Origin of the sequence: Streptomyces sp. GDS52 (assembly GCF_052246875.1) — a bacterium.
GTDB classification, from domain to species: domain Bacteria; phylum Actinomycetota; class Actinomycetes; order Streptomycetales; family Streptomycetaceae; genus Streptomyces; species Streptomyces cathayae.
Map to the genome: position 1 here is coordinate 4092880 of NZ_CM125966.1, position 16636 is coordinate 4109515.

At 73.7% G+C, this 16636-nt stretch carries 13 protein-coding genes; 7 read left to right on the forward strand and 6 right to left on the reverse strand.

Going from position 1 to position 16636, the window contains the following annotated elements; all coding sequences use genetic code 11:
- The first annotated feature begins 100 nt into the window (after positions 1-100).
- From ACTWJ9_RS18750 to ACTWJ9_RS18760, 3 genes are all read left to right on the forward strand, one after another.
- Positions 101-919 (forward strand): VOC family protein, encoded by an 819-nt coding sequence (locus ACTWJ9_RS18750; RefSeq protein ID WP_443294465.1) that lies wholly within the window; start codon positions 101-103, stop codon positions 917-919.
- Between the two features lie 278 nt (positions 920-1197).
- Positions 1198-3564 carry a serine/threonine-protein kinase gene (locus tag ACTWJ9_RS18755; RefSeq protein WP_279335385.1) on the forward strand — a complete coding sequence of 789 codons (2367 nt, stop codon included), beginning with the start codon at positions 1198-1200 and terminating at the stop codon, positions 3562-3564.
- A 52-nt stretch (positions 3565-3616) separates the two neighbouring features.
- Positions 3617-4159 carry a hypothetical protein gene (locus ACTWJ9_RS18760; protein WP_279335386.1) on the forward strand — a complete coding sequence of 181 codons (543 nt, stop codon included), beginning with the start codon at positions 3617-3619 and terminating at the stop codon, positions 4157-4159.
- A gap of 128 nt (positions 4160-4287) precedes the next feature.
- Here the strand turns inward: ACTWJ9_RS18760 and ACTWJ9_RS18765 are convergent, their stop codons facing one another.
- From ACTWJ9_RS18765 to ACTWJ9_RS18780, 4 genes are all read right to left on the reverse strand, one after another.
- Positions 4288-4470: a hypothetical protein gene (locus ACTWJ9_RS18765; protein WP_443294466.1), complete on the reverse strand. Its 183-nt coding sequence runs from the start codon at positions 4468-4470 to the stop codon at positions 4288-4290.
- A gap of 240 nt (positions 4471-4710) precedes the next feature.
- Positions 4711-7677: a BTAD domain-containing putative transcriptional regulator gene (locus ACTWJ9_RS18770; RefSeq protein ID WP_443294467.1), complete on the reverse strand. Its 2967-nt coding sequence runs from the start codon at positions 7675-7677 to the stop codon at positions 4711-4713.
- A gap of 211 nt (positions 7678-7888) precedes the next feature.
- A complete protein-coding gene (locus tag ACTWJ9_RS18775) occupies positions 7889-8284 on the reverse strand; it encodes a nitroreductase/quinone reductase family protein (RefSeq protein WP_279335389.1) in 396 nt (131 codons plus the stop codon).
- A 12-nt stretch (positions 8285-8296) separates the two neighbouring features.
- Positions 8297-9835: a CehA/McbA family metallohydrolase gene (locus tag ACTWJ9_RS18780; protein ID WP_443294468.1), complete on the reverse strand. Its 1539-nt coding sequence runs from the start codon at positions 9833-9835 to the stop codon at positions 8297-8299.
- Between the two features lie 293 nt (positions 9836-10128).
- On the opposite strand from ACTWJ9_RS18780, the gene ACTWJ9_RS18785 reads away from it, so the two are divergent.
- The 3 genes from ACTWJ9_RS18785 (at position 10129) to ACTWJ9_RS18795 (ending at position 14477) form a co-directional block, all read left to right on the forward strand.
- A complete protein-coding gene (locus ACTWJ9_RS18785) occupies positions 10129-11022 on the forward strand; it encodes an LLM class F420-dependent oxidoreductase (RefSeq protein WP_443294469.1) in 894 nt (297 codons plus the stop codon).
- A gap of 115 nt (positions 11023-11137) precedes the next feature.
- The gene (locus tag ACTWJ9_RS18790; RefSeq protein WP_279335392.1) at positions 11138-13723 is read left to right on the forward strand and encodes a bifunctional FO biosynthesis protein CofGH; all 2586 of its coding nucleotides are present in this window, start codon (positions 11138-11140) and stop codon (positions 13721-13723) included.
- A gap of 163 nt (positions 13724-13886) precedes the next feature.
- Complete coding sequence (locus tag ACTWJ9_RS18795) at positions 13887-14477, forward strand: hypothetical protein (protein WP_279335393.1); 591 nt, start codon at positions 13887-13889, stop codon at positions 14475-14477.
- 28 nt (positions 14478-14505) lie between these two features.
- Here the strand turns inward: ACTWJ9_RS18795 and ACTWJ9_RS18800 are convergent, their stop codons facing one another.
- A complete protein-coding gene (locus tag ACTWJ9_RS18800) occupies positions 14506-14760 on the reverse strand; it encodes a hypothetical protein (protein WP_279335394.1) in 255 nt (84 codons plus the stop codon).
- A gap of 94 nt (positions 14761-14854) precedes the next feature.
- Positions 14855-15316: a prevent-host-death family protein gene (locus ACTWJ9_RS18805; protein ID WP_279335395.1), complete on the reverse strand. Its 462-nt coding sequence runs from the start codon at positions 15314-15316 to the stop codon at positions 14855-14857.
- Between the two features lie 180 nt (positions 15317-15496).
- Here ACTWJ9_RS18805 and ACTWJ9_RS18810 point away from each other — a divergent pair, with 180 nt between their 5' ends.
- On the forward strand, positions 15497-16633 hold the full coding sequence (locus tag ACTWJ9_RS18810) for an ADP-ribosylglycohydrolase family protein (protein ID WP_443295899.1): 1137 nt from the start codon (positions 15497-15499) through the stop codon (positions 16631-16633).
- The last annotated feature ends 3 nt before the right edge of the window (positions 16634-16636 follow it).

Consider the following 16636-nt stretch of genomic DNA (forward strand, 5'->3'; position numbering starts at 1 on the left):
ATCGGAGCGCGATTCGGCCGACTGCAAATGGGGTGCGTGGGTCCTTGACACCGGGTGTGCCTGGTCTGCGCGGTGCGTGCGGCACGGCTAGTTTGGCTGTATGGCCGAAAACGCCGGAAACGCCGGGAACCCCGGAAACGCCGGGAGCAGGGCGTCGGAGTACGCGGAGGGCACCCCTTGCTGGGTCGACGCGCAGCTTCCCGACGTGGAGGCGGGCAAGCGGTTCTACGGCGAACTCTTCGAGTGGACGTTCGAAGACCAGTCCGAGCAGCCCGAGTGGCCCGCCCCGGCGGGGTCTTCGGGCTCGACGCAGGCCTCCCCGCCCCTGGGGACCGTTCGGGCGCTGCTCGACGGTGAGCCGGTGGCGTCCCTCGCGCACAAGACGGACGGCCGGCTCCCCACCGTCTGGACGGTGTCCTTCGCGACCCCGGACGTCGGCGCGCTGTGCCGGCGGATCGTCGCGGCCGGCGGACAGCTCGTCTCGGCGCCGCGTCCGGTCGGCGCACTCGGCGTCACCGCACTGGTCACCGACCCCGAGGGTGCCGTGTTCGCCCTGTGGCAGCCCGGCGACCGCCCCGGCTTCGGGCGCCGGCACGAGCGGGGAAGCTTCGCCTGGGCCGAGCTCTACACCCGGGACACCGAGGCGGCCAACGCCTTCTACGGCGGTCTCTTCCGCGACGCCCTGTTCGGGGAGGGTGCCGAGCCCGACTTCGGCCGGGCCCCGGTCTCCGACGTCTTCCCGGCCGAGATGCCGCCCCACTTCCTGGTCCACTTCGCCGTCGAGGACCCCGCGGCCACCATGGCGGAGGTGACCCGGCTCGGCGGCCGCGTCCAGGTCCCGCCCTTCGACACCTCCTACGGCACGGTGGCCGTGGTCACCGACAACCAGGGCGCGTCCTTCGCTCTCCTGACCCGCTGACCCGCTGACCCGCTGACCCGCTGACCCGCTGACCCGCTGACCCGCTGACCCGCCGGTCCGCCGACCCGCCGGTCCGCCTGCCCGGTGGGCTCTCGCCTCCCCATCCGTCCCTTTATTTTGCATATAAGACTAGACACCCCCTATGTCGTCGGGTTCGCAACCGGCGCTCCGGACAGGAACAATCGGGGTGCGTGCCGCCACGGGGCTGCGGTGGTGAGACGCTGCACTTCGGTCGCGTACAGGTGGTGGCGCGACTCGTACGGGGAGGTGGCAGGCAAGTGGTGGATCAGCTGACGCAGCACGATCCGCGGCGTATCGGGCCGTTCGAGGTGCTGGGACGGCTGGGGGCCGGCGGGATGGGGCTGGTCTATCTCGCGCGCTCGGCGTCCGGGCGGCGCGTGGCGATCAAGACCGTCCGGACCGAACTGGCCGAGGACCAGCTGTTCCGCGTCCGCTTCACCCGCGAGGTGGAGGCGGCCCGCGCGGTCTCCGGTTTCTACACCGCGGCCGTGGTGGACGCCGATCCGCGCGCCGCCGTGCCGTGGCTGGCCACCGCGTACGTCCCCGCGCCCTCCCTCGAGGAGATAGTGAACGAGTGCGGGCCGATGCCGGCCCAGGCGGTGCGCTGGCTGGCGGCCGGTGTGGCGGAGGCACTGCACTCCATCCACGGCGCCGGACTCGTCCACCGCGACCTCAAGCCGTCCAACGTCCTCGTCGTCGAGGACGGCCCCCGGGTGATCGACTTCGGTATCGCCTCCGGAGTGTCGAACACCCGGCTGACGATGACGAACGTCGCCGTCGGCACCCCCGCCTACATGTCCCCCGAGCAGGCCAAGGACTCCCGCAGCGTCACCGGCGCCAGCGACGTGTTCTCGCTCGGTTCCACCCTGGTCTTCGCGGCCACCGGGCACGCCCCGTTCCACGGCGCGAACCCGGTCGAGACGGTCTTCATGCTGCTGCGCGAGGGCCCGGACCTGGACGGCCTCCCGGACGAACTGCGTCCGCTGATCGAGTCCTGTATGCAGATGGAGGCCCCGGGCCGGCCCAGCCCCGCCGACCTGCAGTCCCAGCTCGCCCCGCATCTGTTCGGCTCCGGCTCCGACGACAGCGGTACGGCCTCCGCGTGGCTGCCCGAGCGGGCGGTGAGCCTGATCGAGGGGCGCCGGGGCGGCCGTCCGCCCGCCCGCCCCGCCCCCGTGGGGGGCCGCAGCGTCAGCGCCGCCCGCCCTCCGGTCCCGCCGCCGCCCGCGCACGACCCCGTGATCCCGCCGCCGCACCCGCCCGTGCCGGTCGGCGCCCCCGACACCGGCCCGGTCCGGCTGGCCGGCGCCCCGGTGCCCATCGGCCCCGGCCCGCGCGTCGCCGACGTCCGCGCCGCCGCCGTCAAGGCACCCCCGCCGGAGGCCGCCCTCGCCGCCTCCTGGTCCAAGCCCCGCCCCGGCGTCAACGGCGCCGACCCCGCCGTCCCCGCGACCGTGGCGCCGCCCGTGCCGCCCCTGCCGCCGGAGCAGCCGAGCGGCTGGCGGCCGTGGCGTTTCCGGATGTCCAACGACGTCTGGGGCACCCCGTCCGTCGCCGACGACCTCGTCTACGTCACCTCCTTCGAGGTGCACGCCCTGGACGTGGCCACCGGCCGCCGCCGGTTCAAGACCCGGGACGTCGCCTGGTCGATGGCGGTCGCCGACGGCCGTATCCACGCGTCCGACGGCCCCACCCTGTTCGCCCTGGACGCCCGGGAGGGCGGCGATCTGTGGCGGCTGTCCACGGACGCCTGGGTGTACTCCCTCCAGGCCGACCACGGCACCGTCGTCACCGGCACCCGGGGCGGCGGCGTCCAGGCGTGGGAGGCGTCCACCGGCCACAAGCTGTGGGAGGTCACCGGCTGCCAGACCGACTTCGAGACCCCGGAGGCCGGCCCCGCCGTCCACGACGGCACGGTCTACGTCTGGCAGGACGCCCGCCTGCGCGCCCTGGACGCCCGCACGGGCGACGAGCGCTGGTCGTACCCGATCGGCGACGCGGCCTCCTGCGGTGGCGTCCCGGTCCGCCTCACCCGCGCCTCCGACGGGTACGTGTACGTCTCCGCGGGCACCCGCGTCCTCGCCCTGGACGTCGCCGGCGGGCACGTCCGCTGGCACTTCGAGGCGCCCGCGGTCTTCCTCTCGCAGCCCACCTTCGTACCCGGTGCGGCGGTCACCGGCGGAGGCGTCTATCTCGCCGACTACCTCGGCACGGTCTACGCCCTCGACGCCACCGACGGCCGCGACCGCTGGCGCATCGCCACCGAGGCCCGCGCCTCGATCGAACCGGTCCTGGTCGCCGCGGGCCACGTCCACGTCGGCAGCGGCAGGGGCCTCTACACCCTGGACGCCGTCACCGGCACGCCCAAGTGGCGCTTCCAGGCCGGCGGCGACATCGTGGGCGCCCCCGTGGTCGCCGAGGGCCGCATCCACTTCGGCTCCACCGACCATCTGCTCTACACACTGAAGGCCGACGACGGCCGCCTGAGATGGAAACTGGCGACCGGCGGTGAGATCACCGGCTCCCCGGTCGTCCGGGACGGCGTCGTCTACGCGTGCAGCAAGGACCGCTGCGTCTACGCCCTGGACGCGGAGAAGGGGACGGGCACGGCACGTACGACGTGACGGTCGACAGATAGTGACGTGCTCGTGACAGAAGCTGGATAGTCTGCCGGACATGCAGTCACGGGGGAACGCTCTCAGGCTCACGGCGGTGGCGGCGCTGGTCGTCCTCACCCTCACCGGCTTCTCGACCGGCCGCGGCCGCGGCGGCGGGGACGGCGGTGGCGGTGGCGGGTGCAGCAGTTCGTCGCAGGACCACGACTCCTCGCGGAAGTCCGGCGGCGGAAGCCACCGCGACTACGACGACGATGACTATGACGACAACAATTACGGCAACGGCACCGACACGGGCAGCAGCAGCGGCGGGAGCCCGTCCTCGTCCCTGCGGGACGCGACCGTGGAACTGCTGAGCTGCGCCTCGAAGAAGGCCCCGTACGCGACCGTCCGGGTCACCAACCCCAACACCGTCGACGGTGTCTTCAGCGTCGTCGTCGACTTCGAGGACAGGGCCGGGCGCGCGGTCGCCTCCTCGGCGCAGCAGGTCGCCGTGGCCGCCGACGATACGGCGACCGCGCGGGTGAAGGTCGGCGGCGACCGCAGACGCGCCGCCCAGGCCTCGGTCTGCGACCCCGACCTGTACGCCCCGGCGACCCGCTGATCCGCTGACCCGCCGGCCCCGCGCACGGTGTGGACGGGGCCGGCGGACAGGTGTGCGCACACGGCTGGGCCGCGACGGCTCCCCCTCCGCGCCGTCGCGGCCCAGCTGTCTCCCCGTGCGGGTGCGGTCTACCGGGTCGGCTTGAACGGCTCCGACGTGGCGTGGATGTCCTTGGTCTCCAGGGGCTCGTCCGTGGCGTGGATGTCGCCCTGGGTGGTCGCGCCGCCGTCCTCGGCCTCAGGGGCCTTCGGGTCGAGCGGCTCCGAGGTGGCGTGGATGTCCTGCGGCTTGACGACCTGCTCGTCACTCATGATTCTTCGGTCTCCCCTGTGTGGTGTTCGTCGTCATGAGGCCCGCCCGGGCACTCCCCCGAGGATGACCGGACGGGCCTTTCGGCCGCTCGACCCCATGGGGCGGGTACAGCGGCCTTTCGGTGACGACCCGCCTGCCCCCCGACGCGACGGATCGACTGACCCCACGATGGCGCCCGGCGATAAACGAATGATGAACGCCGCTGTCATCCGCCGCTGTCATCCGCGGTCGGCGTACGCTCAGGCGGCCTCGACGGGGGTCAGCAGCGCGCGCACCGCGGTGGCCTCCGGTGAGCCCAGCGCCTCGTAGATGCGCACGGCCTCCTCCCAGCAGACGCGGGCGCGGCCCGTGTGGCCGACCCCGGTCAGGGCGTGCCCCAGCACCGTCAGGACGTTGCCGCGCCGCCACTGCCCGCCGATGCCGCGCAGCACCGTCAGCGCCATCTCCGCGTTCGCCGCGGCCTGGGCGTGGCGCTGCCCCGCGATGTCGACCTCCGCCAGGCGGAACAGGGTCATGCCCTCCCACAGCCGTTGCCGGCTGTCCCGGAAGACCTCCAGGGCCTCGTGGAGCCGGTCGGCCGCGTCGACGAGGCGGTGGCTCTGGGTGAGGGCCATGCCCAGCGCGTACCGGCCGTTCGCACCGCGCATGGAGTTGCCCATGGCGTCGTAGATCTCCATGCCCTCCTGCGCGAGCGCCACGGCGCTGTCCGTGCTGCCGGTGGCCAGCCGGATCCGCGAGAGGTTGCAGAGCGCGCTGGCCTCACCGGGGCGGTCGCCCAGCGTCCGGAAATGCGTCAGGGCGTGGGAGAGGTGCTCCTCGCCGGCCGCGGTACGGTTCTGGTAGAGCGCGATCACGCCGCGGGCGTTGTGCGCCCAGCACACGGGCAGCAGGTCCTCGGCCCGCCGTGCGAGGCGGACGACCTGCTCGGCCTCCTCGTCGGCCAGGTCGAACCGGCCGCCGTCGAGGTGCGCGTGCGTCAGGGTCATCAGCGCCCGGGCCTCCACCTGCGCGACGCCGCCCTTCCGGGCCGCCTCCAGCAGGGTCTGCGCCGTGAACTCGTACTCCTTGGAGTTGGCCCCCGACTCCGACAGGTCGAGCGCCGCCCACAGCAGGTCGATGCTGCGGCGCAGGGTGTCCGGCCGGTCGGCGCACTGCCGGGCGAAGGACAGCAGGCAGTTCGCCTCCGTGTAGAGCCAGTCCCGGGCCGGCCCCCGGTCGGGGAAACGCAGCCCGGGATGGTCGGTGGCGGCCAGATGGTCCACCAGCCGGTCCCCGGGCCGCTCGATCGCGTACACGCCCGCCGCCGTCGCCAGATAGAAGTCCAGCAGACGGGAGAGGGCGGCGGCGCGCTCGCCCGGGGGGTGCTCGTCGCGTTCGGCGCACGCCCGCGCGTAGAGGCGGACCAGGTCGTGCAGGCGGTAGCGGCCGTGTGCCGCGGACTCCAGCAGGGAGGTGTCCACCAGGGACTCCAGGAGGTCCTCCGTGTCGTCCGCCGGCAGGTCGAGGACCGCCGCCGCTGCCGCCAGGGAGATGTCCGGTCCGTCGGCCAGGCCGAGGAGGCGGAAGGCGCGGGCCTGGGCCGGCTCCAGCTGGCTGTAACCGAGCTCGAAGGTGGCCTTCACGGCGAGGTCGCCGGCCTGCAGCTCGTCCAGGCGGCGGCGCTCGTCGGCGAGCTTGGCCGCCAGCACCGAGACGGTCCAGGTGCGGCGCGCCGCCAGCCGGGAGGCCGCTATCCGGATGGCCAGCGGGAGGAAACCGCAGGCCGCCACGGTGTCCAGCGAGGCCTCGCGCTCCGCCGCCACCCGCTCCTCGCCGACGATCTTCGTGAACAGGGCCAGCGCCTCGTCCGGGGACATCACGTCCAGGTCGACCAGGTGGGCGCCGGCCAGGTCCACCATCCGCACCCGGGACGTCACCAGGGCCGCGCAGCCCTCCGTGCCCGGCAGGAGGGGGCGCACCTGGGCGGCGTCCCGCGCGTTGTCCAGCAGCACCAGCACCCTGCGGCCGTCCAGGACCGACCGGTACAGCGCCGCCCGTTCCTCGAGCGAGTCGGGGACGGCGGAGTCGGCGGTGCCCAGGGCGCGCAGGAAGGCGCCGAGCACCGCCTCGGGCTCGGCCGCCCGCTGCCCCGCGCCCTGCAGATCGACGTACAGCTGGCCGTCGGGGAAACCGGCCCGCGCCTGGTGGGCCACGTGCACCGCGAGGGTCGTCTTGCCGACGCCGCCTATCCCGGCCAGCGCGGACACCGCCATCACCCGGCCCTCGGCCGAGGCGAGGATCGTGCCGAGTTCGCGCACGAAGGACGTGCGGCCGGTGAAGTCCGGCACAGTGGCGGGCAGTTGAGCGGGACGGACCGGGGCGGCGGCGGGCTCGGGCGGCGCGGGGGAGGAGGGCTCCGCCAGGTGGGGGTCCGCCTGGAGGATGCGCTGCTGGAGTTCCTGCAGGCCGGGCCGCGGGTCCACGCCCAGCTCGTCGGCGAGCAGCCGGCGCGTGTCCGCGTACACCGCCAGTGCCTCGGCCTGGCGCCCGCTGCGGTACAGCGCCAGCATCAGCAGTTCGCGCAGACGTTCGCGCAGCGGGTGGGCCGCCGTGAGCGCCGTCAGCTCCGAGACGGCCTCCGTGTGGCAGCCCTGCTCCAGGTCCATGTCCAGCCGGGTCTCGGCGAGTTGCAGACGCCATTCCTCCAGCCGCACCCGCTGGGCCTGAGCGTACGGGCCCGGTACGCCCGCCAGTGTCTCGCCGTCCCAGAGCGCGAGGGCGCGGTTCAGCAGCGTACGGGCCGTGCACAGGTCCCCGGCGTGCTTCGCCCGCTCCGCCTCGGCGGCCAGCCGCTGCGCCACCTCGACGTCCAGCGCGTCCTCGCCCGGTCCGCGCACCGCGTATCCCCCGGACTCGCTGACCAGGATCCCGGGGTCCAGCACCTTCCGCAGCCGGGACGCGTACGTACGCAGCGCCGCCAGCGCCTGCGAGGGCGGCTCCTCGCCCCACAGGGCGTCGATCAGCTCGGCCGCCGTGGCCGTACGGCCCCCGCGGAGCAACAGGGCGGCGAGCAGGGCGCGTTGCTGAGGGCTTCCGGTGCTGACGGGTTCGCCGCCGCGCCAGGCGCGCACCGGTCCGAGCACGCTGAAGCGCAGCACCGGCGGCTCGGGCGGTGCCGTCGGCGCACCGGGACGTCCCTGCTCCGGCACTCGCGGTGCACCCTCCATGGAGTCCCCTCTGCATCCTGAACAACCAGGCCAGTCTGCCTTGTCCGTGACGCATGCGTCAGTCGTGCGAGACGGCGATCACACGGCGGCGCACGCGGGTTTACAAGGCTCTCACCCCTTCTGCGTACACGTGTGCGTCGATGTCACCGGAATCGGCCCCTGCTCCTGTAGTTGACGCTTCGTCAGGTGAGCTGCGGTGGTGCCGCACGCCTCAGCCGTCCAGGTCGACCCGTACCGTCAGCAGTCCCGCCCCCACCGCCCGTACCGCCGCGCTGTTCATGCGCGGCAGGGAGCGCAGCCGGGCGACCGGGTCGTCCTCGGGCAACGGGTGGGCGGTACCGGTGTGCCAGCGGCCCCGGATGCGGACCCGCACCCGGGGGTCCGCGCGGATGTTGCGCACGTACTGGGACCGCTCGCCGAACTCCGACACCAGCCAGAACGCGTCTCCGACCCGCCGCCCGCCCACCGGGGTGCGCCGGGGCAGGCCGGAGACGCGGCCCGTGGTCTCCAGGAGGGTCTGCAGCGGGGAGCGGCGCATGAGGGGATTGGCGATCCGGCGCTGGACGGCGGTGACGGCCCGGTACGTGCGTTCGGCGTGACGGCTCATGGTGCGGCGAGCCTACCGGCGGCCCAGGAAGATCGGGTTGGTCAGCGCGGCCGGGGTGCCCGGCAGCGGGCCGGCCGCCGTCTCGTGCCGCAGCTCGGCGCGGACGTAGGCGGCGTACGCGGGGGTGGTCCGCCACTCGACGACACCCGAGCCGGACACCGGCAGCGGGGCGCTGGTGTGCAGAACGCCCTGGTCGGTGACGAGGCGGACCGTGCAGCGCGGGGCGCCGCGGGCCTCCAGGCGGACGGTGACCGGTGTGTCCCGGTCCACGCCCAACCGCTCGCCGACACCGGCGTGTTCGCCCCGCCCGCCGGAGGCCGTGAAGGCGACGGAGACGCGTGCGGACTCGGCGACGTACGAGCGGCCCGCGCGGATGCCCTCCAGGACGGCCCGGCGGGACAGCTCGTCGGCGAGGACGACGGTCTGCGGGTGGCCGACGACGTCCGGGTCCCGGTGGGCGTCGCTGCTGCCCATCGCCGGAATCCAGCCCCGGCCGCCCCTGCCGTCCCGCCCGCCCTGTCCGCCCCGCACCGAGGCGACGAGCATGCCGTCCCAGTCGGCCAGGGCCACCTCGTCGTCGGGTGTCCAGGGGCCGTTCCACACCTCCACGGCGTCCGCCTCGCCGAAGCCGAAATTCCAGTTGCAGCCGATGCAGGTGGCGTGCGGATGCGCCGGCACGACCAGGCCCCCGGCGTCGCGGACCCGGCGGGCGAACCGGCCGAACCGGTCGTCGCGGGCCCGGTAGCGCCAGTCGACGAAGGTGCCGGGGTCCGTGCCGAGCGCGACGACGTGCCCGTTGCGGGTGGTGACCTCCTCGCCCAGCAGCACCAGCAGGTCGTCCCCGGCGGTGTCCGCCCAATGGGCGTGCGCGGAATGGGTGTTGTGCTCCGAGCTGTTGATGAAGTCCAGCCCCGCCGCCCGCGCGAGCGCCGCGATCCCGGCCGGGGTGCGACGGCCGTCGGAGTGCCAGGAGTGCAGATGGCAGTCGCCCCGGTACCAGGCCCGCCCGCGCCCCTTCGCCCGCTCGGGCGGATACACCGGCCGGACCGTCTCGCCGGGCTCCCCGTAGGTCAGCGTGACGGTGATCTCGTACGACAGCCCCTGCGGGGCCACGGTGTACGGGCCCAGCGCGATGTGCCAGGTGCCCTCCCGCACCGGGCCGGGCAGATAGCCGGGGGTCGCGTCGTCCGCGCGGAGGAAGAACTCCGTACGGGCCCCGCCCGACCAGCCCCGGAAACCCTCACCGCCCGGCTCGGTGCCGCGCTCGTCGAAGATCCCGACGTCGAGGGCGTTGCCCGCGGTCCCGGCCGGGACGGACGGTCTGTCGTAGGTGTAGGCGACCCTGATCTCCCGTACGCCGTCCGGCACGTCGACGGGGACGTAGACGAAGTCGGGGGCGCCCGGCGGGAGGGTGCCGCGCACCGTCCTCGTCTCCTGTTCACCGCGGCCGGCCGCGGAGGCGAAGCTCACGCCTCCCAACGTAAGCGCGGCGGCGGCTCCCGTCAGGAGGACGGCGCGCCGGCCGATCCCGCTCTGGTGCTCCTCGCACATGCTGCTGCTCCCGGGGTGTCGTGTGGTGACGGGCGGATGACAGGGCACGGGCTGCACGGGTGGTGCGGGGTGCTGCGGCACCACACTGATATCGAGCGGTGAACTGCCGTGCAAGGGAAGGGAATCAGCGGATTCAGCGACGGAGACCGCTCATCGTCGGACCCGCTGTCGCGGGCCCTGTCGTGTGCCCCCGCCCCGCCGCGGCCGCCCCGGTGTCCCGACCGGTCGGTATGGACAGGAGGTCCGGGCCCGGGTATTGATGGGTCCGTCGTCCGCGTACGAAAGGCCCGCTCATGCGCATCGCCGTCACGATCTTCCTCACCGACGAGACGATCACCCCGACCCGGATCGCCCGTGAGCTGGAGCAGCGCGGCTTCGCAGGGCTGTATCTGCCCGAGCACACGCACATCCCCGTCGAGCGGACCAGCCCCTACCCGGCGGGCGGCGACCTGCCCCGGGAGTACAGCCGCACCCTGGACCCCTACGTCGCGCTCGCGCAGGCCGCGGCCGTCACCGAGCGGCTCGGCCTCGGCACCGGCATCACGCTCGCCGCGCAGCACGACCCGATCGACCTGGCCAAGCAGATCGCCACCCTCGACCACCTCTCCGGCGGCCGGTTCACCCTCGGGCTCGGCTTCGGCTGGAACGTCGAGGAGGCCGCCGACCACGGGGTGGAATGGCGTACCCGGCGGGAGCTGGTCCGGGACCGGATGGGCCTGATGCGGTCGCTGTGGTCGGAGGAACCGACCGCGTACGACGGGAAGTTCGGCAGCGTCCGGGCCAGCTTCGCGCACCCCAAGCCGGTGCAGAAGCCGCGCGGCCCCGTCGTCGGTCCGCGCACGCTGGTCGGCGGGATGTCCGGGCCGAAGCTGTTCACGCACGTCTGCGAGTACGCCGACGGCTGGATGCCGATCGGCGGGCGCGGCCTGTCCGAGGCGATGCCCCGGCTGCGCACCGCCTGGGCCGACGCGGGCCGCGACCCCGGCGCCCTCCAGGTCGTCCCGTACGCGGTCCAGCCCAGTGCGGGCAAGCTCGCCCACTTCGCCGAGCTCGGGATCGAGGAGGTCGTGGTGCAGCTGCCGCCGGAGGACGAGGCGGGAGTGCTGCGGGCCCTGGACGCCTACCAGCCGTTCGTCGACGGCACGGGCGGCGGGTCGGGCGACGGCGCCGGTGAGGGAACCCGATGAGGGCACTGACGGCACTGACGGCACCGGCGGCCCCCGTGACGGCCGGTGCGCACCGCGCCGGGAGGAGGGCCCAGGCCCCCCTTTGCCCTGATCACGCCGAACGTATGCTCAAGGAATGACGACATCCGCGACCTCCGGGACAGGTCCGACCGAGAACTCCATGCGTCGCGCCCTCAAGCGGGCCCGTGACGGCGTCTCCCTCGACGTGTCCGAGGCCGCCGTCCTGCTCCAGGCGCGCGGCGAGCAACTGGAGGACCTGTGCGCCTCGGCCGCCCGGGTCCGGGACGCGGGCCTGCGGGCGGCGGGCCGGCCCGGGGTCATCACGTACTCGAAGAGCGTCTTCGTCCCGCTGACCCGGCTGTGCCGGGACACGTGCCACTACTGCACCTTCGTCACCGTGCCCGGCAAGCTGCGCCGGGCCGGGCACGGGATGTTCATGTCGCCGGACGAGGTCCTGGACATCGCCCGCAAGGGCGCCGCCCTCGGCTGCAAGGAAGCCCTCATCACCCTCGGCGACAAGCCCGAGGACCGTTGGCCCGAGGCGCGCGAGTGGCTCGACGCGCACGGCTACGACGACACGATCGCCTACGTCCGCGCGATCTCCATCCGCATCCTGGAGGAGACCGGACTCCTCCCGCACCTCAACCCGGGCGTCCTGACCTGGACCGACTTCCAGCGGCTCAAGCCCGTCGCCCCGTCGATGGGCATGATGCTGGAGACCACCGCGACCCGGCTGTGGTCCGAGCCCGGCGGCCCGCACCACGGCTCCCCGGACAAGGAACCCGCCGTGCGGCTGCGCGTCCTGGAGGACGCCGGCCGCTCCTCCGTCCCCTTCACCTCGGGCATCCTCATCGGCATCGGCGAGACCTACGAGGAGCGCGCCGAGTCCCTGTTCGCCCTCAGGAAGGTCTCCCGCGCCCACCACGGCATCCAGGAACTGATCGTCCAGAACTTCCGCGCCAAGCCGGACACCGCGATGCGCGGCATGCCGGACGCGGAACTCGACGCGCTTCTCGCCACGGTCGCCGTGGCCCGGCACGTCCTCGGCCCGGCCGCCTGCCTGCAGGCCCCGCCCAACCTCGTCGACTCCGAGTACGGACGGCTGATCGCGGCCGGCATCGACGACTGGGGCGGCGTCTCCCCGCTCACCATCGACCACGTCAACCCCGAACGCCCCTGGCCGCGGATCGAGGAACTGGCCGAGAAGTCCCGGGCGGCCGGCTTCGAGATGCGCGAACGCCTCTGCGTCTACCCGGAGTTCGTCACCCGCGGCGAACCCTGGCTGGACCCGCGGCTGCGCCCGCACGTGGCGGCGCTCGCCGACCCCGCCACCGGCCTCGCCCTGCCGGACGCCGTGGTCGAGGGCCGCCCCTGGCAGGAGCCCGACGAGGTGTTCACCGCCAGCGGCCGCACCGACCTGCACCGCACCATCGACACCGAGGGCCGCACCGCCGACCGCCGCGACGACTTCGACGAGGTCTACGGCGACTGGGGCGCCCTGCGCGAGGCCGCCGTCCCCGGCATGGCACCCGAGCGCATCGACACCGACGTACGCCAGGCCCTGGCGACGGCGGCCGACGACCCGACGGAACTGACCGACGACGAGGCCCTCGCCCTGCTGCACGCGGACGGCCCGGCGCTGGACGCCCTGTGCCGGATCGCGGACGACGTCCGCGCCTCGGCGGTCGGCGACGACGTCACCTACATCGTCACCCGCAACATCAACTTCACCAACGTCTGTTACACCGGCTGCCGTTTCTGCGCCTTCGCCCAGCGCCGCACCGACGCCGACGCGTACACGCTCTCCCTGGAGCAGGTGGCCGACCGCGCCCAGCAGGCCTGGGAGGTGGGCGCGGTGGAGGTCTGCATGCAGGGCGGCATCCACCCCGACCTGCCGGGCACCGCGTACTTCGACATCGCGAAGGCGGTCAAGGAACGCGTCCCCGGCATGCACGTGCACGCCTTCTCCCCGATGGAGGTGGTCAACGGCGCCACCCGCACCGGCCTGTCGATCCGCGAGTGGCTCACCGCGGCCAAGGAGGCGGGCCTGGACTCGATCCCCGGCACGGCCGCCGAGATCCTCGACGACGAGGTCCGCTGGATCCTGACCAAGGGCAAACTGCCGGCGGCCACCTGGATCGAGGTCGTCGAGACGGCCCACGAACTGGGCATCCGCTCCTCCTCGACGATGATGTACGGCCATGTCGACCAGCCCCGCCACTGGCTCGGGCACCTGCGCACCCTGGCCGGCATCCAGCAACGCACCGGCGGTTTCACCGAGTTCGTGACCCTGCCCTTCATCCACACCAACGCACCCGTCTACCTGGCCGGCATCGCCCGCCCCGGCCCCACCACCCGGGACAACCGCGCGGTCACCGCGATGGCCCGCCTCCTGCTGCACCCGTACATCCCCAACATCCAGACCAGCTGGGTCAAACTGGGCGCGGAGGGCGCGGCGGACATGCTCCGCTCCGGCGCCAACGACCTCGGCGGCACCCTGATGGAGGAGACCATCTCCCGCATGGCGGGCTCCTCCTACGGCTCCTACAAGTCCGTCAAGGACCTGATCGCGGTCGCCGAAGCCGCGGGCCGCCCGGCCAGGCCCCGCACCACCCTGTACGGCGAGGTCCCCGAGGAACGGCAGCAGGCGGCCCAGGCCTCCGACGGCCACCTCCCGGCCCTCCTGCCGGTGCTGGACTGAGACCGGGGGACCGGGGGACCGGGGGACCGGGACGGGCCGGCACGGGGCAGGGGCGGACCGGAGCGGGCGAGGGCGGCCCACCCGGCTGCCCCGCCCCCGTCGCAGTACGATGATCGGGCCCCGAAGTCGAGGGGGGTTCTCGTAGCTGAGGAGATGCGTACCGGTGCCTGCCCGTCTTCCTTCGTGGGCCTGGGTGACCGGGCTGACCACGGGGGCGATAGCCGCGGTGGCGGTCCTGGCCGTCCAGGCGGACCAGGGGCCGAAGCCCACCGCGTCCACGAGCCGCCCGAGCGCCGCGTCGGCGACGGCGGACGCGAAACCGTCCGCCGAACCGGAGGAGAAGGAGACCGGGACGGAGACGGAAGCGGAGTCGGAGGCGGTCCCGGCCGACTCGGGCACCGGCCGCCGGATCGTCTACTCCCTCGACGACCGGCAGGTGTGGCTGGTGGACGCCAGTGACGCCCCCCGCCGCTCCTTCGAGGTCTGGCCGGGCACGGTCGCCCCCGACCCCGGCACGTACGCGATCGGCACCCGCACCGAGGCCACGACCGGCAGCGACGGCGTCGCCGTCGAGCACATCATGTACTTCGCCGCCAAGTCGGGCGTCTCCATCGCCTTCTCCAACGCCGTCGACGGCTCCTCACCCCCACCACCCGACGGCCGTACCACCGGCGGCATCCGCGTGGCCAAGGAGGACGGCGAGGCCCTGTGGACCTTCGGCACCCCGGGCACCACGGTCCGGGTCGTCGGGTAACGGCCGACCCGATGCCGTCGCGGGCAGATCAGTCGGTGTCCTTGGGGTGTCGGGTGGACGCGTACACGAGGTGAACAGTCCGGCGCTCCTCGTCAACGAGGTAGCGGACACGGCCGCCTGCCGTCACCTCGTACTCCCACTGGGCGAGGTCCTGGCCGCGGAGGTCGGCCGTGGCCAGCCGGCCGCGCAGCCTGTGCTGACGATCGAGGTCTGCTCGGGACAGCGGGTCCCTGCGCAGAGCCTCGAAACAGCGACGTGTGTTTCCGGGCGCCTCCGCGCCCAACTCGCCCCACCCCTTCGCTGCCTCGTTCGTCGCGAATCGCAGGTGCCATTCCTCACCACGGAGGGCGGGGCGACATCGTCACCACGCTTGGGGCTCACGGTGCGGTCACCTCGCCATGGTCCTCGTCCGGCAGCCGACGGGTGAGCTGTGCGGTGAGTTCGGGATCGGCGAGGATGCGGGCCGTGGCGCGCCATTCGACGATGACGCGGTGGAGTTCGCTGTGTATGTCCAGTTGGGCGACGTCGTGCGTGGCGTCGATGAGGTCGGTCACGAACTGCCGCAGCTCTTCCGAGGACAGGTGACGGACCCAGGGGAAGACCGAGGGGAGCGCGCGCTGTATGGCCCGCTCGCCTCCGTCGCTGCGAACGAGGGCGGCGAGTAGGCGGGCGGTGACGTCCGCCGTTTCCTCGCGCTGCTGGTCATGGCGAGCCGTGGTCAGGTAGAGGTCCTCGCCGTCCCGACGTGTGATGTGTACGCGGTGGGCCCGGTCGAGCGTTTCGGCGACACGTCTCGAGTTCTTCGAGAGCTCTGAGAAGGCGACCGTAGGAGTGGACATACCGGAAACCGCACTTCGGAACATGTTCCGAAGTCAATCGGTGGCGTAGACCTTTGTCGTGTGGCGATCAGATCTGGTCGTTTCGGGCGCCGCTCCCCTACCTCACCGCGTGCTGAACCGGTCACTCCCGTTCGTTACAGTGCTGGCGTCGTACGTATGCACGGTGGCCTGGGAGGTCTGGTGGACGCGACGGCCGGGCCCGTGTGGGGGCGGCGCGAGCAGCAGGACTTCCGCAGCCGGGTGCGCGGAACGCTGCTCGGGGTCGCGCTCGGGGACGCCCTGGGCGCACCCGTGGACGGGATGGGCGCCGAGGCGGTACGGGAGGCGTACGGCGCCGCGGGGATCACCGGGTTCGCCCCCGCCCACGACCGGCGCGGAGCCGTCACGCACCTCACCCAGATGACCCTGTTCTCCGTGGACGGGCTGATCCGCGCGCAGGTGCGGCGCGACACCGGCGCCTGGCACCCGCCGACCGACCTGCACCAGGCGTATCTGCGCTGGGCGGTCACGCAACGCGACTGGGGGCCGGACGAGCGCCGCGCGGAGGACGGCTGGCTCGCCCGGCAGGAGTGGCTCTACGCCCGCCGGGACCCGGCCCGCGCCCTGCTGCTGGGGCTCGGCGACGGGATCATGGGGACGCCCGGGTCGCCCAAGAACCCCGGTGAGGCGGGGCCCGAGGCGGCGGCCCGTTCGGCGCCCTTCGGGCTGCTCGTCGGCTGGGAGCCGCACCTCGTCGCCCAGCTCGCCGTGGAGTGCGCGGCCCAGACCCACGGGCACCCGACCGCCTACCTCGCGGCCGGCGCGTACGCGGTGCTCGTGCACGGGCTGGCCCGGGACGAGAGCCTGGACGCGGCGGTGCAGCGGGCGCTCGCGCTGCTGGCCGCCCGGCCGGGGCACCAGCCGGTGTCGGAGGCCCTGCAGCAGGCCCTGGGCGCCGTGCGGCAGGGGATGCCCACCCCGGACCGGGTCACCCGGCTCGCCGGGGCGGGCACGGCGGAAGGCCTCCTCGCCACCGCCGTGTACTGCGCCCTGGTGGGGGAGGACGTACGGCACGGGCTGTGCCTCGCCGTCAACCAGGACGGGCCGAGCGCGGCGGCCGGGGCGCTGACCGGCGGACTGCTGGGCGCCCTGCACGGCGAGACGGCCCTCCCGCCGGCCTGGCTGGCCGAACTGGAGGGCCGTCCCACGATCCTGGAACTCGCCGACGACTTCGCCATGGAGATGACCCAGGGCCCCGCCCTGCACAGCCCCGCCGGCTCGTCCCCGGCCTGGCTGGCGCGCTACCCCCGGGCCATCGCGGGCTCCCTGCCCGGCTGAACC